15 protein-coding genes are annotated in these 16,005 nt (G+C 71.0%); 7 read left to right on the plus strand and 8 right to left on the minus strand.

Annotation, left to right across the window (positions count from 1 at the left end; translation table 11 throughout):
* Positions 1-49 precede the first annotated feature (49 nt).
* The 4 genes from PCA76_RS00105 to PCA76_RS00120 all read right to left on the minus strand — a co-directional run bounded on the left by PCA76_RS00105 (position 50) and on the right by PCA76_RS00120 (position 7,114).
* Positions 50-853: a hypothetical protein gene (locus PCA76_RS00105; protein WP_272614401.1), complete on the minus strand. Its 804-nt coding sequence runs from the start codon at positions 851-853 to the stop codon at positions 50-52.
* Between the two features lie 264 nt (positions 854-1,117).
* Positions 1,118-1,657 (minus strand): alpha/beta fold hydrolase, encoded by a 540-nt coding sequence (locus PCA76_RS00110; protein ID WP_272614402.1) that lies wholly within the window; start codon positions 1,655-1,657, stop codon positions 1,118-1,120.
* A 127-nt stretch (positions 1,658-1,784) separates the two neighbouring features.
* The gene (locus tag PCA76_RS00115; protein WP_272614404.1) at positions 1,785-2,585 is read right to left on the minus strand and encodes an MBL fold metallo-hydrolase; all 801 of its coding nucleotides are present in this window, start codon (positions 2,583-2,585) and stop codon (positions 1,785-1,787) included.
* A gap of 62 nt (positions 2,586-2,647) precedes the next feature.
* A complete protein-coding gene (locus PCA76_RS00120) occupies positions 2,648-7,114 on the minus strand; it encodes a cation-translocating P-type ATPase (RefSeq protein WP_272619806.1) in 4,467 nt (1,488 codons plus the stop codon).
* Positions 7,115-7,331: 217 nt separating this feature from the next.
* Here PCA76_RS00120 and PCA76_RS00125 point away from each other — a divergent pair, with 217 nt between their 5' ends.
* From PCA76_RS00125 to PCA76_RS00145, 5 genes are all read left to right on the plus strand, one after another.
* Entirely contained in the window at positions 7,332-7,592 is a 261-nt protein-coding gene (locus PCA76_RS00125; protein WP_272614406.1) for a hypothetical protein, read from the plus strand.
* A gap of 59 nt (positions 7,593-7,651) precedes the next feature.
* On the plus strand, positions 7,652-9,040 hold the full coding sequence (locus PCA76_RS00130; RefSeq protein ID WP_272614408.1) for an MFS transporter: 1,389 nt from the start codon (positions 7,652-7,654) through the stop codon (positions 9,038-9,040).
* A gap of 51 nt (positions 9,041-9,091) precedes the next feature.
* Positions 9,092-9,745, plus strand: a complete 654-nt coding sequence (locus tag PCA76_RS00135; RefSeq protein WP_272614410.1) for a GAP family protein — start codon at positions 9,092-9,094, stop codon at positions 9,743-9,745.
* Between the two features lie 71 nt (positions 9,746-9,816).
* Positions 9,817-10,011, plus strand: coding sequence for a hypothetical protein (locus tag PCA76_RS00140; RefSeq protein WP_272614412.1), 195 nt, complete (start codon positions 9,817-9,819; stop codon positions 10,009-10,011).
* 95 nt (positions 10,012-10,106) lie between these two features.
* Positions 10,107-10,655 (plus strand): YbaK/EbsC family protein, encoded by a 549-nt coding sequence (locus PCA76_RS00145; RefSeq protein ID WP_272619809.1) that lies wholly within the window; start codon positions 10,107-10,109, stop codon positions 10,653-10,655.
* 74 nt (positions 10,656-10,729) lie between these two features.
* Here PCA76_RS00145 and PCA76_RS00150 read toward each other — a convergent pair whose 3' ends face one another.
* From PCA76_RS00150 to PCA76_RS00165, 4 genes are read right to left on the minus strand one after another with little or no spacing between them, the layout of a single operon-like run.
* On the minus strand, positions 10,730-11,371 hold the full coding sequence (locus PCA76_RS00150; RefSeq protein ID WP_272614414.1) for a DsbA family oxidoreductase: 642 nt from the start codon (positions 11,369-11,371) through the stop codon (positions 10,730-10,732).
* 20 nt (positions 11,372-11,391) lie between these two features.
* On the minus strand, positions 11,392-11,817 hold the full coding sequence (locus PCA76_RS00155) for a SufE family protein (RefSeq protein ID WP_272614415.1): 426 nt from the start codon (positions 11,815-11,817) through the stop codon (positions 11,392-11,394).
* A gap of 32 nt (positions 11,818-11,849) precedes the next feature.
* Complete coding sequence (locus PCA76_RS00160) at positions 11,850-12,275, minus strand: CBS domain-containing protein (RefSeq protein WP_272614416.1); 426 nt, start codon at positions 12,273-12,275, stop codon at positions 11,850-11,852.
* A gap of 57 nt (positions 12,276-12,332) precedes the next feature.
* On the minus strand, positions 12,333-14,102 hold the full coding sequence (locus tag PCA76_RS00165) for a proline--tRNA ligase (protein ID WP_272614417.1): 1,770 nt from the start codon (positions 14,100-14,102) through the stop codon (positions 12,333-12,335).
* Positions 14,103-14,280: 178 nt separating this feature from the next.
* Between PCA76_RS00165 and PCA76_RS00170 the strand changes: the two genes are divergently transcribed.
* Together PCA76_RS00170 and PCA76_RS00175 are read left to right on the plus strand one after the other, a co-directional pair.
* The gene (locus PCA76_RS00170; RefSeq protein ID WP_272614419.1) at positions 14,281-14,811 is read left to right on the plus strand and encodes a SigE family RNA polymerase sigma factor; all 531 of its coding nucleotides are present in this window, start codon (positions 14,281-14,283) and stop codon (positions 14,809-14,811) included.
* On the plus strand, positions 14,808-15,992 hold the full coding sequence (locus PCA76_RS00175) for a TolB family protein (protein WP_272614420.1): 1,185 nt from the start codon (positions 14,808-14,810) through the stop codon (positions 15,990-15,992). The genes PCA76_RS00170 and PCA76_RS00175 overlap by 4 nt, the downstream gene beginning before the upstream one ends.
* Positions 15,993-16,005 lie beyond the last annotated feature (13 nt).

Raw genomic sequence — 16,005 nt, forward strand, 5'->3', positions numbered from 1 at the left:
GGCAAACTCGGTGTCAGGGCTATTCCCGGCGATCGTGGCGCTGCGAGGATCAGCAGCTCCAGTCGCCCCAGCGCCAGACCTTCCACGTGGCCTTCGGCCGACCGTGATATTCGCAGCCAGCGCTGCTACCGCCTGCGCTGCCTGTGCCTTTGCCGACCGGCTCGTCCTTGTACGGCTGCTGGACGTAGCAGAGGCCTGTCTTGCCCGATCCGGGCTTTCCGTTCGGCGGCTCCCCGATAGCGTCGGTGAGCGTGTTCGATGCGTAGCTGCGGGCACCGTCGGCATCATCCGGCCCCAACAGCGAGCTGTCCCACTCCTCCACGTAGTAATCTCGCGCCCGCCCAACCTTGTCGTAGGCGTGCCACATATCGACGTTCACGCGGTTGGCGTCCGCGCCATCCGGCGCAGCCAGCGCCGCCTCTTCGTAGCTGGAGTGCGGAAGTGACACGAGCGCATCGGCGATCGCCGGCCCAGGATCGAACGCCTCAACCTCAGCCCACAGCGCGTCAGCCTGCGCCTCCCGCTTGGTGTTGTCGAGCGCAACGCCGTTCTTGTATTGGTTCCCGCGGAGGTCGCTGATCTTGTCGCTCTTTGCCTCAAGCTGAAGGAAGACCTGTGCGTAGCTGGTGCACCACTTGGCTGGCGTCACCTTGTGTCCGGCCGGCAGAACCAACGCCGTCGGTGGCGGCGAGGGTTTGGTCAGGGTCGGCGCGGCTGGTGCCGACGACGTAAGCACTGGTGTGGGCGTCGGCGCAGGTGCAGCAGCATGCTCAGACTGCGAGAGCGCTCGGCCGCAACAGAGAACAAGACCAAGTGCCGCGATACCGCCCACCCAGGCCTTCGTCTTACTCACGGAAACTCCTCTGCGCGGTTCTCTCTCAGGCCATGATCATCAGGCTGGCCGGGGAATGTTAGCGCAGGTCAGCTCGTACCCGATCGTCCTCCTGCACCGAGCCGAACAGTCCGGCCGAGACCACGGATCAGATGATGGCCGCAGCAGCAAAAGGACGGACACGGCGAGCAGGTCAGCGGCAGCCGGGTTCCATCGCGGTGCCGGCTGTGCTGGTGAAGACCAAGCCCAGATTCAGCACGGGTCGGTGCCGTCGCGCTGGAGGCGTCAGGGGATGAGGCGGTCGAGCAGTTCGAACTGCTCGTACGGCTGGTTGTAGTCGCCGAAGTGCCCGTCGTCGCGCACGATCTGGGTGCCGCCGAGCCGCTCGAACATGGCGCGTCCCTGTCGGTCGTCGCAGCCGTACGGATCCTTGCGGGAGTTGATGAAGTAGATGTCCCGCACGTGCGACCGGATCGCGGCCCAGTCGTAGCTCTGCTGGAGGACCGGCTCCTCTTCGCTGTTGGGTCGGGTGCAGTAGCCAGCAACGAGGATTGCCTGGGCGACGGTCACGTCCACATGCTCCAGGAGCGCGAGCAGGAGGGCCGCGCCGCCGGAATGGCCCACGAGGACCGTGTCCTTGTCGAAGGTGTGCCCGTTCAGCACCTTCGGCAGGAACGTGGCGATCGGCTCGACGTTGATGCCGGGGTGATGCGGCACCTCGACGGCGTATCCCCGGGCTGCGAGCCGCCCTGCCAGCCAGGGATACCAGCAGACGTCCGGGTTGCCGCCGGTCCCGTGGAAGACGATCGCTCTGCGCCCCACCATGCCTCCTTCAGACCGACGTACTGATCAAACCACGTGATCCGCAAGCAGGTCTGGCCTCGGACAACTGATCGTCGGACCGTCTGCGTGCGGAAGGGTGGACCGGCACACGGCACGCGGCGGTTGGCGGTCAGAAGGGCGCGGTGAGAGGGGCGGTCTCACCGCGGGCGATGGTGCGTACCTGCTTCACCCAGCCTCGGCGGCGGGCCTCGTCGACGAAGTGTGCCAGCGGAGAGCGGAACACCGGGTAGTCGTCGTAGTGGATCGGCACGGTCAGCTTCGGTCGGATCAGTTCCACCAGGTCGGCACCTTGCCGGGCATCCATGGTGAGCAGGATCCCGGCGACCTTTGTGCCGCCAAGGTGGATCAGCATCGCGTCGATGTCCGGGTACCGCTCGGGGATGGTGGTGAGTAGCGGTCGGTTGAGCGTGTCCCCGGTGACGTAGAGCCGGAATTCGCGCCTCCCGGAGCGCTCCACGTCGATCATCGTGCCCATCACGTCGGGCATCAGCCGGTCCACGGCACCCGGGCCGTGCCTGCCGGGCATCGAGGTCAGGCGCAGTGTCGTACCGTCGCGGTGCAGCTCCCGGGACGACCAGGTCGGCAGGCCCTGGGCGGCCTGGAATCCCCAGCGACGCAGCTTTCGTTCCGCCGCCGGGGTGGTGACGATGGGCAGGCTGCGGTCCAGTTCCCGGCGGGCCACCCGGTCGAAGTGGTCGCCATGCAGATGGGAGAGGACCACCGCATCCAGCTGCGGAAGCTGGGCGATGCGCAGCGCGGGGTCCGTGCGCCGGCGCGACCACAAACCCTTGCCCAGGTACGCCCGTTGGCCCCGGTGCAGAAAGTTCGGGTCGGTCAGCAGGGTGAACCCGCCAATTCGCAGCACTGTCGTCGCGGTGCCGATGAACGTCACCTGCGGTTGCTCTGCCATCGTGTCCACCTCCTCCGGCTCCGGTACCCGCGCGAGCCGGCGGCATGCGACGGGTCCAACGTTCAGCCCTTGGAACCGCTCGCGCCGTCGCCGTCCGCCGCCGTGGTGTCAGGTCGGGCGTGCGGCACATGTTCCATCAGTTTGGTGAGCGCGCCGTTGGCGAAGGTGGCGCCGAGCGCCGACCCGGCCCCGATGGTCCAGCCGACCGGCCCGAGTGGGGTGCAGCCGAAGAACTGGCTCACCCCCGGCGTCTGCACCACCACGACGAGCACCCCCAGCGACACTGCCGTGGACGCCAGCACTGCCGGGCTGGTGCCACCGGCCAGGACGGTCTGGCCGAGTTGGGTGCCGACCAGGGAGACCAGGGCGACCGTCCCGGCCCGCTGACGGCGTCCGGTATATCGGGCCAACGTCCAGCCTGCGGTCGCGCCCAGCGTGGTGGCTGCCGCCCGCAGCCCGATCTCCCTGGTGAGGGTTTCTCCGAGCGCAATGTCCGGGCCCTCCCGGAGCAGCCCGTCGGCGCGGTCGGACGCGGGCGGCCGGACCGCGATGGCCAGTGCCGGCGCCAGGTCGGTGAGCAGGTTGACCAGCAGCAGTTGTCGCCCGGTGAGCGCGGAGCGGCCGGTCGCCGCTGCGGTGAGCACACTGAACGCGATCTCACCGAGGTTGCCGCCGACCAGGATGCTGAGAGCGTGCCGTACCGACGACCACATCGCCCGCCCCTCGACCAGGGTGGCGATGATGGTCTCCAACCGGTCGTCGGTGACCACCAGGTCGGCCGCGGCGCGAGCGGCCGGGGTGCCCCGTTGGCCGAGGGCGATGCCGACATCGGCCAGCCGGATCGCCGGGGCGTCGTTGGCGCCGTCGCCGGTCATCGCCACGGTGCGCCCGCACTTCTGCAACGCCTGGATGATCCGCACCTTGTGCGCCGGGGTGCAGCGGGCCACCACGTCGGTGTTGGCCAACCGCTCGGCGAGTGCGTCGTCGTCCAGTTGGTCGAGCTCGCCGGCGGTGACCACCCGCTGTTCGTCGTGCTCGCTGATGGTGGCGGCGATCGCCTCGGCGGTGGCCGGGTGATCGCCGGTGATCATGATGGTGTGCACGCCGGCCTGCCGGATCCGGCGTACCGCAGGGGCGGCGCTCTCCCGGACTCCGTCCGCGAGGGCCAGGAAACCCACGAAGGTCAGCCCGCGAACGTCCCCGTCGGTCACCTTCGGGTCGTCCACCTGGCATTCGGCGACGGCCAGGATCCGGTTTCCCGCCCCGGCCCGGTCGGCGAGCATCCGCCCCAGCTCCGCGCGGCCAGCGTCGTCCAGCGGTTCCTGAGTGCCGTCGGTGCGCCGGAACGAACAGCGCGGCAGCACTGTTTCCGGAGCGCCCTTGACGCTCAACATCAGGTGACCGTCGGTCTCGCCGATGCTCGCGTGGTAGCCGCGGGTCGGCTCGAACGGCAGACCGCCGGCAGCGCGCCAACCGGCGGCACCGGTCTGCTCGACCACCCCCGCCTCCCCGGCACCCCGCCGGACCGCCCGGTCGGTCTGCAACGCCAACTCCTCGGGACTGGCGGCGGCGGGGGTGGCCCGCAGCGCCGCGGCCAGCGTCAACCGGAGTCGGTCGTCCAGCCGGTCCACCGGTGCGTACCGGTCGCCGACGCCGTCGCCGACCCCGGCGAGCAGCAGCTTGCCCTCGGTGAGGGTGCCGGTCTTGTCGAAACAGAGCACGTCCACCCGGCCCAGCGCCTCGATGGTGCGCGGGTTGCGGACCAACGCGCCGTGCTCGGCCAGGCGCCGGGCGGCGGCCAGCTGCGCCGCGCTGACCAGAAACGGCAGCCCCTCCGGCACCGACGCCACGGCGAGGTTCGCGGCGGTCGCCGCCGTTTCGGCCAGCGGTACGCCCCGAAGCAGTCCCGCGCCGGCCACCGCCACCGCAGAGCCGGCGGCCAACGGGATGGCTGCGCTGGTCAACGAGCTGAGTCGGGCTTCCACCCCACTGGCGGGTGGGTCCTGCCGAACCAGCGCCAGGCTGCGCCCGGCCTCGGTGTCGGCGCCGCTCGCCACCACCACGGCGGTGCCGTGCCCGGCGGCGATGGTCGTGCCGTCGTACAGCATCGAGTGTCGGTCGGCGATGGCGGCGGCCACCACCGGGCGGTTGGACTTGGCAACCGGTAGCGACTCGCCGGTCAGCGACGACTCGTCCGCCTCCAGGCCCACCGACTCGAGCACCCGACAGTCGGCGGGCACCGAGTCACCCGGCTCGAGGGCGATGACGTCCCCGAGGACCAGGTCTTCGGCGGCGACCACCTGCTCGCCGCCGTCCCGACGGACCCGCGCGGTCACCGCCGAACGGGACAGCAGCTCCGCCAGGGACCTTTCCGTGTTGCGTTCGTGTACCGCTCCGATCAGGGCGGACCCACCGACCACGCTGCCCACCAGCGCGGCGTCGACCAGCGAGCCGAACGACGCGGAGAGCACCGCCCCGGCGGCCAGCACCGGGGTGAGCGGGTTGGACAACTCATCCACGAAGGCGCGCAGCAGACCACCACTTCCGGGTGTGGCATCGCCGTTCCCACCGGAGCCGTGGTGCCGGCGCTGCGCTTCGGCGCTGGACAGACCGTCCGGCGTGGTGCGCAGGTGGTCGAGCACTGTGCTGACGGGCATCAGGTGCCAGGCGGTCGTCACGGGCGCCGGAGTGTCCGACTGGTCGTGCAGCCGGTGGGCCTGCCAGACCCCGTTCGCGAACGCCAACCCGGCCGCTCCGCTGACCGCGACGAGCGACCGTTGGGGCAGCTGGGTCGGTGGTGCGGTGAACGCGCCCAGCGCCCCGAGACCGGTGCCGGCCATGGCCAGTCGGATGTTCTGCTGGGCCGTCCGCCGGGCCACCCCGGTCGCCTCGATCACCAGGGCCACCACCCGCAGGTCGGCACCGACCAGCAGGTGCGCACCCCATGGCGGCAGCTCCTCCGGTGCGGCAAACCCGAGACCGCAGTCGGACGCGCCGAGCGCTTTCCGGTCCGCCGAAACCAGCATCACCACCGCGCCGTCGCGCTGCAACGCACGTACCGACTCGACCAGCTGGTCCCCGCCGGGCAGCATCGCATCGGCGAAGCCGTACCGCTGCTCGTCCCCGCCGGCCACGACCAGCCGCAGGCCGGCGTGTCGGGCTGCGGTCGGCAGGCCGTCGACGCCGGGCGCGGGTTCCGGCTCGACCCGCAGCAGTGCGGCGAGTCGATCGCCGTGGGCGAGGCCGAGCAACTGGCCGCCGGCGGTCCGCAGCCGGTCGCCGTCCGGGATGTCGCCCGGGTCGTTCGTGGGCATCTGATCCAGCGGTCCGATCTGCCAGCCGTCCGCCGTGTGGGTCGCAGCCGGATCGTCCGGATCGAACAACGCGAAGGCCCGCTCCGCCACCTGGTCGACGTCGGCTCCGGGCGCCGGTGCCAGGTCGGCCAGCACACCTCGGTCCGAGCCGAGCACCGCGGCGTCCAGTACGAGCGTGTCGATCCGGTCCAGCTCCCGCAGCACGCTGCGGTCCATCGCGATCACTCCGCGCCGGGCCAGCATCCGGCCGAGTTGGGCGGCGTACCCCTCGCGTCCGCTGCCCGGGGCCTTGGGCAACGCGGACAGGCCCAGCGCGGCGGCTCGCTTGGGCCCGGCGAACGGTATCGCCGCTGCGCCGGCCGCTGTGCCGGCGGCCAGGGCCCGGTCGATGTACCGCTCGACCGGGCCGTGTGGCTTCGGTCGGGGACGGTCGGCCACCGGCCACCGGGCGACGGCGCGCTCCGGGTCGCCGGTCAACCGCGGTTCGGCCTTCTCCCAGGCGGAGAGCTGGGCCCGATCCTCGCCCCACTGCACGAGCCGTTGGGCGCCGTCGAGAACGATGCCGGGCCAGCGGCCGGACAGGCCCTGGACCACCGCCTCGGCCAGGGGAAAGAGCACGTCCGCGCGCGGGTCGGAACGCAACGGTTTGCCGAGCAACGCGTGCAGCTTCGGTTGCAGGTCCACCGCCGCCAGCAGGCCGGCCACCTCACCGGGCAGAGGTGCGAACGGCAGGATCCGGGTGGCCGCCCAGAGACTCAGGCCCAGCGCGTCCGAGGCGAGCGCACCAAGGGTGCGTGGGGTGTTCGGCCCCTCCTCCGGCGGGTGCGGCGGCGGGATCTCCGGGTCAGGCTCGTGGTCGCAGGTTCGCTCGACCCGGCTGATCGTGGCGATGAGGTCGCGCAGACTCGGCTCGGGGGCCTGCACGGCCACCACCACCCGACCGGATGGGGCGTTCACCCTGGCCCAGGCGACCCCGGGCATCCGCTCCAGCGCGCCCTCCACCTGCCGGGCGAGCTGGTCGCCGCCATCCTGGCACACGCCGTGCACCTCGATGTGGTGCCGACCGGGCCGTGACCAGACCCGACGCCGGGTCAGCCCGACCGTCCGGGCCAGCCGGGTCGCGGCCGAGCCGACGGTCCGGGACGCTTCGCCGACGAGGTGTGGCACACCGAAGGACGGCAGGATGCGGCCGGCAGCGCGACCCGCCGCCGTCATCGAGGCGTACGGCTGGACGGACGCCGGCCCGGCTCCCTGTTGCTGCTGGTCCTGACCTCGGCCATCTCGTCCTCCCACCGCCGCACGTCCGGCGGCCTGGCTTCCCGACCTGCCGTCCGTTATGCCCCCTGGGTGGTGGAACTTTCCGCCGATGCCGGCGCATGGACGGGTTGGGCTGTGGAACCCGACGACCATCACCGGACATGGGGAGGCCGGAATGAGCACGCTGACGCGACACCTCAACGGTTTGCACGAGAACATCCGGATGTACAACCGGCGGGTTGAGCTGCCGATGCTGGGTGAGGTGGCGGTGCCGCCACCGGACAGGGTCGCCTATTACGCCGGGCTCGGGGTGCTCGCCGCACTCCAGGTCATCGAGTGGCCGCTCGCCCTGGTGATCACCGCCGGTCACCTGCTGGCAGACCAGCACCTGTCGGGACTGGCGCGCGGTGTCGGGGAGGTGCTGCAGGACGCCTGACGGAGCCGAGTCGTCGGGGCGATTGACATGAATCCGGGTTGAGGTCGCATGCTCGGTCCATGCCGAGCACAGCCGCCACCGTCGTACCCGCCGCACCGGGACTGTTCGCCCCCCGGCTGAGAGCGATGACGGTGGGCAGCGTCGCGTTGATCTCGTTGCTGGCGTTCGAGGCACTGGCGGTCGGTACGGCGATGCCGACCGTCGCCCGCAGCCTGGATGGGCTGGCGCTGTACGGGATCGCGTTCGGTGGCCCATTCGCCACCGGTGTGCTCGCCATGGTGGTCTCCGGCATCTGGTGCGACGCCCGAGGTCCTCGAGGGCCGATGTGGCACGGGGTCGCCTGGTTCGTGGTCGGGTTGCTGATCGCCGGGACCGCCCCCGTGATGAGTGCGCTGGTCGTCGGGCGGGTGGTGCAGGGGTTCGGCTCCGGGCTGCTCTCGGTGGCGCTCTACGTGATCGTCGGGCACGCGTACCCGCAGGAGTTGCACCGGCGGATCTTCGCGGCGTTCGCGGCGGCGTGGGTCGTACCGTCGCTGGTCGGACCGGCGGTGGCCGGCCTGATCGTGGAGTACCTGGGCTGGCGGTGGGTGTTCCTGGCGGTACCGGCGGTGGCTGTGCCGGCGGTGCTGCTGATCCATCCCGGCCTGCGGTCGCTGGGCCGGACTGTGGCGACGAGTCTGCCGGCCGGAGCGGCGGCGCGGATCGGTTGGGCGTGCGGGGCCGCGGTGAGTGCCGCACTGCTGCACATCGGGGGACAGCAGCGCGGTGCCACGGCCCTCGTGCTGATCGCGCTCGCCGTGGTCGGTCTGCTGGTCTGCGCCCCACGCGTGCTGCCGGCCGGCTTCCTCCGGGCAGCCCGAGGGCTGCCCACCGTCGTCGGACTGCGCGGTCTGGCGTCGGGTGCCTTCGTCGGTGCCGAGGTGGTCATCCCCTTGATGCTGTCCCGGGAGCGGGGCCTCTCGCCGACCGCAGCCGGGCTGGTCCTCACGGTCGGGGCGCTGGCGTGGTCGGTGGGCTCCTGGTTGCAGGGCCGGATCCCGGTGCCGGCCTCCCGGGCCAGTTTGCCGCGCGTCGGGCTGAGCTGCATCACGGTTGGCACCGCCACGGTGGCGCTGGCCGTCCGGCCCGAACTGCCGGTGACCGTCGCCGTGGTCGGCTGGGCGGTCGCCGGCCTCGGCATGGGGCTGCTCTACCCGTCGTTGTCGGTGCTCACCCTGGAGTTGTCCGCCCCTGGTGAGCAGGGCCGCAACAGCTCGTCGTTGCAACTGGGCGACTCCCTCTTCGCGGCGACCGTGCTCGCGTTGACCGGGACCGTGCTGGCGGCGGGAAGCGCACCTGGCCCGGCCAGTTACACGGCGACTCTGGCGGTGGCCGCTGGCCTGGCACTGCTCGGGGCGCTGCTGGCCGGCCGTGTCGTGGTGGGCGGGAGTGCGCGGCCGGTCGGGTGATCCAGGGATTCGGCCGCGTCCGACCTGGTCGGGCCGGGAGGATGGCGGGCGATGAACTTCCTGACCATCCTGCCGCTCGCCGTGGTGATGGTCGCCGGGACCCAGTTGGTCGTGGCGGTCTTCCTCGCCTCGTCGGACCGGCCCCGGGCAGCGTCGCTGGGCTTCCTCGCAGGCGCCGGGCTGGTGGTCAGCATCGGGGTCACGGTGGGCTGGCTGCTGACCCGGTTGGTGGGCGGTCTGGTCGCCGATGCCAGCGCCGTCGCGGGCAAGGTCGATCGCGGTCCCGTCATCGACCTGGTGGTGCTCGCCCTGCTGGTCAGCCTGGCCGTGGTGGTCTGGGTCCGGCGGGGCCGGGCTGGGCCGCCGAGATGGTTGGGGAGTGTCGAGCACGCCGAGCCACGCCAGGCACTCCGACTGGGTGCGCTGCTCTTCGTGGTGACGCCCACCGATGACCTGACCATGGCCGCCGTCGGTGCGAGCGTGGCCCGACACAACCTGCCGTGGTGGCACCTGGTGCCGTTCGTGCTGCTCACCGTGCTCCTGCTCGCCCTGCCCCTACTGGCGTTACTGCTCCTCGGGGACAAGGCGGCGCGGGCGCTGACCCGGATGCGGGAGTGGGCCGAGGGGCACGCCTGGATCGTCAACGAGATCGTGATCGCGTTCTTCGCACTGTTGACCGTGTTGGACCTGATGCGTTCGGGGTGAGCCGGACACGTACGGGGGACCCGGGCGGAAATGAGAGCAACAACAGTTCACGTTCGTCTTACGGTGACGCCATGTTCGCTGTCGTCACCACGGTGATCCTCTACGTCTTCGGCTTCGTCTTCCTCTACGGCGTGATCCGGCTGGGTGTCCGGCACGCCATGGAGGATCTGGAGCTGCAACGGGCCAAGGTCCAGCGCGAAGCGGAGCTGGCGGCCGCCCGGGACCGCTCCTTCATGCGCGACAACGCTTTCCTCGCCGGCAGTTGAGCACCGGCTCCGTCCGGCCCGGGCCGGTGGCGTCGCGGGGCAACCCGGGAGCCGCCGGGCGGTTCAGCGTCGCGGATGCGAAGATCGCACCCGTGATGGGAACGCTGAAGACCGAACCGGCCCGCGCCCGCCTCGACCTGCTCGCTCCGCCGGTGGCGGAGGCCATCGCGCAGTGGCCCGCCGACGCGCCGGTCGACGTCAATGACGTGCTGGTCGCGCCGATCGACGCCGATCTCGCCGACACCGCGGCGTTCTGCGCGGCGTACGAGGTGGGGTTGGAAGTGTCGGCCAACTGTGTCGTGGTGGCCGGTAAGCGTGAGGGTGTGGTCCGCTACGCGGCCTGCATCGTCCTGGCCACCACCCGGGCCGACGTGAACGGGGTGGCCCGCCGAACGCTGGACGTCCGCAAGGCGAGCTTCGCCCCGATGACCGACGCCGTCGAGTTGACCGGCATGGAGTACGGCGGCATCACCCCGATCGGGCTGCCGGCGCAGTGGCCGATCCTGGTGGACGCGCGGGTGATCGCCACACCACACGTGATCATTGGGTCCGGCGTACGGCACAGCAAGATCGCGCTGCCGGGGCCGGCTCTGGGTGCGCTGCCCGGGGCGCAGGTGGTGGAAGGCCTGGCCAGGCCAGCCTGACCAGACACCGGCATCGATACCGTTGCACGTGAAACATCGCGGTTGTCGATGCCGGGTGCCGTTTGGCCGGTGACTCAGTGTGAGTGGGCTCCGGATTCGCGCTGCTCGACCTCGGTGAGCGCGGCGAGCAGCGTCTGCACCTCCTGTGCGCCGGAGACCGCGTACTTCCCGGCCAGGACGAAGGTCGGCACACTGGTGATGCCCAGGTCCCGGGCGGCGGCCAGCTCGGCGGCCACGTGGTCGGCGCGCTCGTCGGAATCGAGGAATCGACGGGCGTCGGCCGCGTCCAGGCCGATCCCGCCGGCCACGGTGGCCAGGGCCTCCCGGGAACCAACGTCGACACCCTGGTTGAAGTGCGCCTGGTAGAGCGCCTCCACCATCTCGGCCGCCCGACCGTGGTCGGTGGCGTAGGAGACCAGCCGGTGCGCGTCGAAGGTGTTGGCGATCACCGCGCGGCCGTAGTCCAGCCGTAGACCGTCACCCGCCGCGACCTGGGTCACGTGGGCAACCATCTGCTGGGCGCGCTCCGGGCCGCCGAACTTGGCGGCCAGCGCTTCCACCAGCGGGCGGGGCTCGGGCACCGGTGACGGGTCGAGCTGGAACGGCCGGTAGCGGACCGTCACCTCGCCCTCGTAACTGGCGAGGGCCTCATCCAGGCGGCGCTTGCCGATGTAGCACCACGGGCAGATGACGTCCGCGTAGATCTCGATCTCCATGATCGGTGGCAACCTCGCGGTCAGCCCAGTTGTTCCCGGACCTGCCGCTTGAGACGGCCCAGGATCGCCGTGCCGCCGCGTACCCGCAGCGGGCTGATCGCCTGCGTCAGACCCATCCGCTGATAGAGATCGTCCGGAACGGCCAGCACCTGCTCGGCGCTCGCGCCCGCCAGCCCTTCAGCGAGGATCCCGGCGAACGCCCGGGTGGTGGGCGCCTCCGGTGGGCAGTCGAAGAGCGTCTCCACGGTGCCCTCCGGAGTCACCCGGGCGCGCAGGAAGAACGCCGTCTGACACTCCGGCACCTGCTCCATGCCCTCGCGCTCGGCGCCGTCCGGCAGGGCCGGGATGACGTCGGCATACTCCAGGAGCATTTCCAGCACCAGGTCGCGCGGCGCGGCGGCGAACTCGTCGACGATCTCGGCCAGTCGGGCCGGCATGTCAGCCATGTGTCGAGGCTACCGCCGTCGTGCGGGACGCCTCAGACGGTGGGTGACTGCTCGCTGATCTCACTGAGGGCGCTGGTCGGGTCGAGTTGCATGGCCAGGTCGCCGAGCGAGACGATCCCGACCAGCTTGCGGTCGCTGTCGCAGACCAGCACCCGCCGGATGCCCCGGTCCCGCATGAGCGTCGCCGCCTCACCCGCCGTGCAGTGCTGCTCGATCATGACCACCTCACGGGTGACGATCGAGCCGATGGTGGTGGCCGCGGGGGAGCTGTTCTCCGCCACGGCCCGCACCACGATGTCCCGATCGGTGAGCATGCCGGCGAGGCTGGCGCCGTCGGTGACCACCACGTCGCCGATGTCCGCCTCCTTCATCACCCTGGCCGCCTCGTCCAGAGTGGTCTCCACCGGCAGGTACACGACCTGCTTGGTCATCACGTCACTGACCCGGTAACCGGTCATGAGAGCCTCCGAAGACGTTTTCACCCGATCCCACTGCACTACCCCGTGAAGCGACAGCTACACCAGGTTCCCACGTTCTCGGCGTACCTCATGGACAAGCCTGTCCACCAGACCGTCCAGCGGTAGCTCGGCGCGCGCGTCGCCGGCCCGTTCACGCAGCTCGACGTACCCGTCGGCGAGTCGGCGGCCGACCACGACGGCCCGGGGGATGCCGATCAGCTCGGCGTCGGTGAACTTGACCCCGGCCGAGACGTGCGTGCGGTCGTCGACCAGCACCCGCAGACCAGCGGCGGCCAGGCGCCCGCCGAGCTCCTGCGCCGCGTCGAGCTGCGGGCCCTTGCCCGCAACCACCAAGTGTACGTCGCACGGCGCGATCGCCGCCGGCCAGATCAGCCCCCGGTCGTCGTGATGCTGCTCGGCGATGGCCGCCACCGCCCGGGACACCCCGATGCCGTAGGAGCCCATGGTCGGCCGGACCGGCTTGCCAGCCGGCCCGAGCACGTCGACCGCGAAGGCGTCGGTGAACCGGCGGCCGAGCTGGAAGATGTGCCCGATCTCGATGCCCCGCCGGATCGTCAGCTCACCGGCCTCGCAGTCGGGGCAGGGGTCGCCGGCGCGTACGTCGGCCGCCTCGATGGTGCCCTCGGGTGTGAAGTCCCGCCCGCAGACGACGTCGGTCGCGTGTCGGCCCGGCTCGTTCGCCCCGGTCAACCAGGCCGAGCCGGCCCCTACCCGCGGATCGACCAGGTAACGAATGCCCAGCTTGTCGAGCAGTTGCGGCCCGATGTACCCGCGTACCAACTCCGGATGTTCGGCCCACTCCTCGAAGACGGTCACCTCCGCCGGGTGCAGGGCGGCGCCGACCCGCTTCAGGTCGACCTCCCGGTCACCGGGAAGCCCGACGACCAGAGGCTCGGCCCGATCCGCGCCCGGCTGGCGAACGGACAGCACGACGTTCTTCAGGGTGTCGGCGGCGGTCCAGCCGTCCCGACCGCCCAACCGACGGGCGTTGGCCAACTCCACCAGGCTGGCGATCGTCGGAGTCTCCGGTGTGTCGTGGACCTCGACAGCCGGCTGCGTGGTCGGGTCACCGGCAGCCGGCGCCCGGGTGATCACCGCCTCGGTGTTGGCCGCGTAGTCGCAGGCGGTACAGCCCACGAAGGTGTCCTCGCCGACCGGTGTCGCCGCCAGGAACTCCTCCGACGCGGACCCGCCCATGGCGCCGGACATCGCCTGCACCACCGTGTAGTCCAGGCCCAACCGGTCGAAAATCCGCTGGTACGCCGCTCGATGCCGCGCGTACGCGTCCCGCAGCCCCGCCTCGTCCAGGTCGAAGGAGTACGCGTCCTTCATCAGGAACTCCCGGCCGCGCAGCAGCCCCGCCCGCGGACGCGCCTCGTCGCGGAACTTCGTCTGCACCTGGAACAACGTCACGGGGAAGTCCCGGTACGAGGTGACCAGGTCCTTGACCAGCAGTGCCGCCATCTCCTCGTGGGTGGGCGCCAACAGGTGCTCGGCACCGCGCCGGTCGGCGAGGGTGAAGATGTCGTCGCCGTACTCCGTCCACCGGCCGCTCGTCCGGTAGGGCTCAGCAGGCAGCAGCGCGGGGAAGTGCACCTCCTGGTCGCCGATCGCGATCAGTTCGGCGCGCACCACCTCGGTGATCCGATCCAGCACCAGCTTGCCCAGCGGCAGCCACGTGTAGCCGCCCGGTGCGGCACGACGGATGTAACCGGCGCGCAGCAGCAGCCGGTGGCTCGGCACCTCCGCGTCGGCCGGATCCTCGCGCAGGGTCCGCAGCAACAGGGTCGACATGCGTAGCAGCATGCGCGCAGCGTAGAGCCGTGCCGAGCGGCCGAGCGACCCAATTCGTCCGGTGCGTCGCAGGCCGTTGCTCGGGAGCGCTCGAAAATGGCCTGTCCGTGCCGGCAACCACGGTTGCCCAGGGCGGCGTCTGGAGAGGCATCACCTCCCTCACGCACCACGACCCAAAGGATCGGCCCGTGTGGACCCTCTGCTGAGTGAGTTCGACTCGTTCGTCCGTACCCGCACGCCGGCGTTGCTGCGCTCGGCCTACCTGCTCACCGGTGACCAGCACCTGGCCGAGGATCTCGTCCAGTCGGCCCTGGCCCGAACGCACCGGTCCTGGAACCGGCTGCACCACAGCGGCAACGCCGAGGCGTACACGCGCAAGACCATGTACCACGTGCAGGTGTCCTGGTGGCGGCGGCGCCGGGTACCCGAGTCGATGCCGGGCGACCTGCCCGAGCCACGCGGAGGCGACTCGGCCCCGGACCACGCGCAACAGACCAGCCTGCGGCTCACCCTCCGGTCGGCGCTGACGAAGCTCTCCCCGAAGCAACGGGCCGTGCTGGTGCTGCGGTTCTTCGAGGACCGCACCGAGGCGGAGACCGCCGACCTGCTCGGCGTCACCGTCGGCACGGTGAAGAGCCAGACAGCCAGGTCGCTGGCCAAGCTGCGAGTGGTCGCGCCCGAGCTCGCCGAGCTGTACGTCCTGGAAGGAAGCGACCGATGAACGACCAGCGCCTCCGGCTCGACCTGACCGAGCTGGCCGAAGAGGTCACCGTGGTCGACCTGCGGGACCGGACCCTGCGTGCGTCCCGTCGGCTCGGTATCCAGCGGGCGGTGGCCACCTCCGCCGCCGCACTGGTGCTGATCGCGGCGGCGGCCGGCACTGCCTTCGCCATTCGCCCGAACCAGTCTCCAACCCCACTGCCCGCCGACACTCCGTCGGTCACGCCGACGCCGACGCCGTCAGCCAACCCGACGCCGTCCACCAGCACCAGCGACGCACCGGGCTCACCGCCCAGTAGCGGGTCCGACACGAACACGCCCACGGTGAAGATCGGCAAGCTCTTCTACGGGCCCGCCGAGGTGACCGGCGCGGAGAACGCGAACCTGCGATCCTGGCGCCCCGGCGACAACCCGGTACGACTGCTGGCACTGCCCGAGCTCGCGTGGAAGGGCAACGCGAGCATCTCGCCAGACGGCCGCCGGGTGGCCTGGGTGGACAGCGACGGCAAGAGCAACAACCTCTTCGTCGCCAACGCCGACGGCTCCGACAAGCAAAAGGTGCGCTCGGGTGTCGATCCGTACTGCGTCACCGCGGTCTGGTCGCCGGACGGGCGGCAACTGCTGTTCCGGGAGACGAAGGCGAACGACGCGGGTGGACCCGGCCGATATGGCGTGCTGGACGTGCGCTCGACGGCAAAGACCGTGCGCTGGTGGACCACTGAACCTGACGCCTGCCACGCCCTCTGGTCGGCCGACGGTCAGACCATCGCCATGAACACCAACCTCGGGGTCACGCTCTACGGCACGGACGGCACGACGAGGCGAGTCGTTCCCGGCTTCTCCCGGGACGGTTGGCGCAGCAACGACGTCGCCAGCCTCTCCCCGGACGGCTCCCGGATCGCCCTGCTGCGGGAAAAGCCGGGTGGGGACGATGGCGACGTCGCTCGCGACCTGCGGGTCAACGTTGTGTTGGACACCCGGACCGGGAAGACGATCGCGTTGCCACTCGGCGGACGCGAGCTGCGGCAGGTCTACTTCCAGACCGACGGCGTGATGGTCGTGCGGGTCCAGGCCGGCAGCGGGTACGCCGTGCTGTTGGTGAACGAGGACGGCCGGAAGATCTCCGAAAGCGCCGAGCCGGCGGCCCTGAAGGACATGCAGATCCTGGCCGTCGTGGCCTGACGACTGGTAAGGC

This window comes from Micromonospora sp. LH3U1, assembly GCF_028475105.1.
Classification (GTDB): domain Bacteria; phylum Actinomycetota; class Actinomycetes; order Mycobacteriales; family Micromonosporaceae; genus Micromonospora.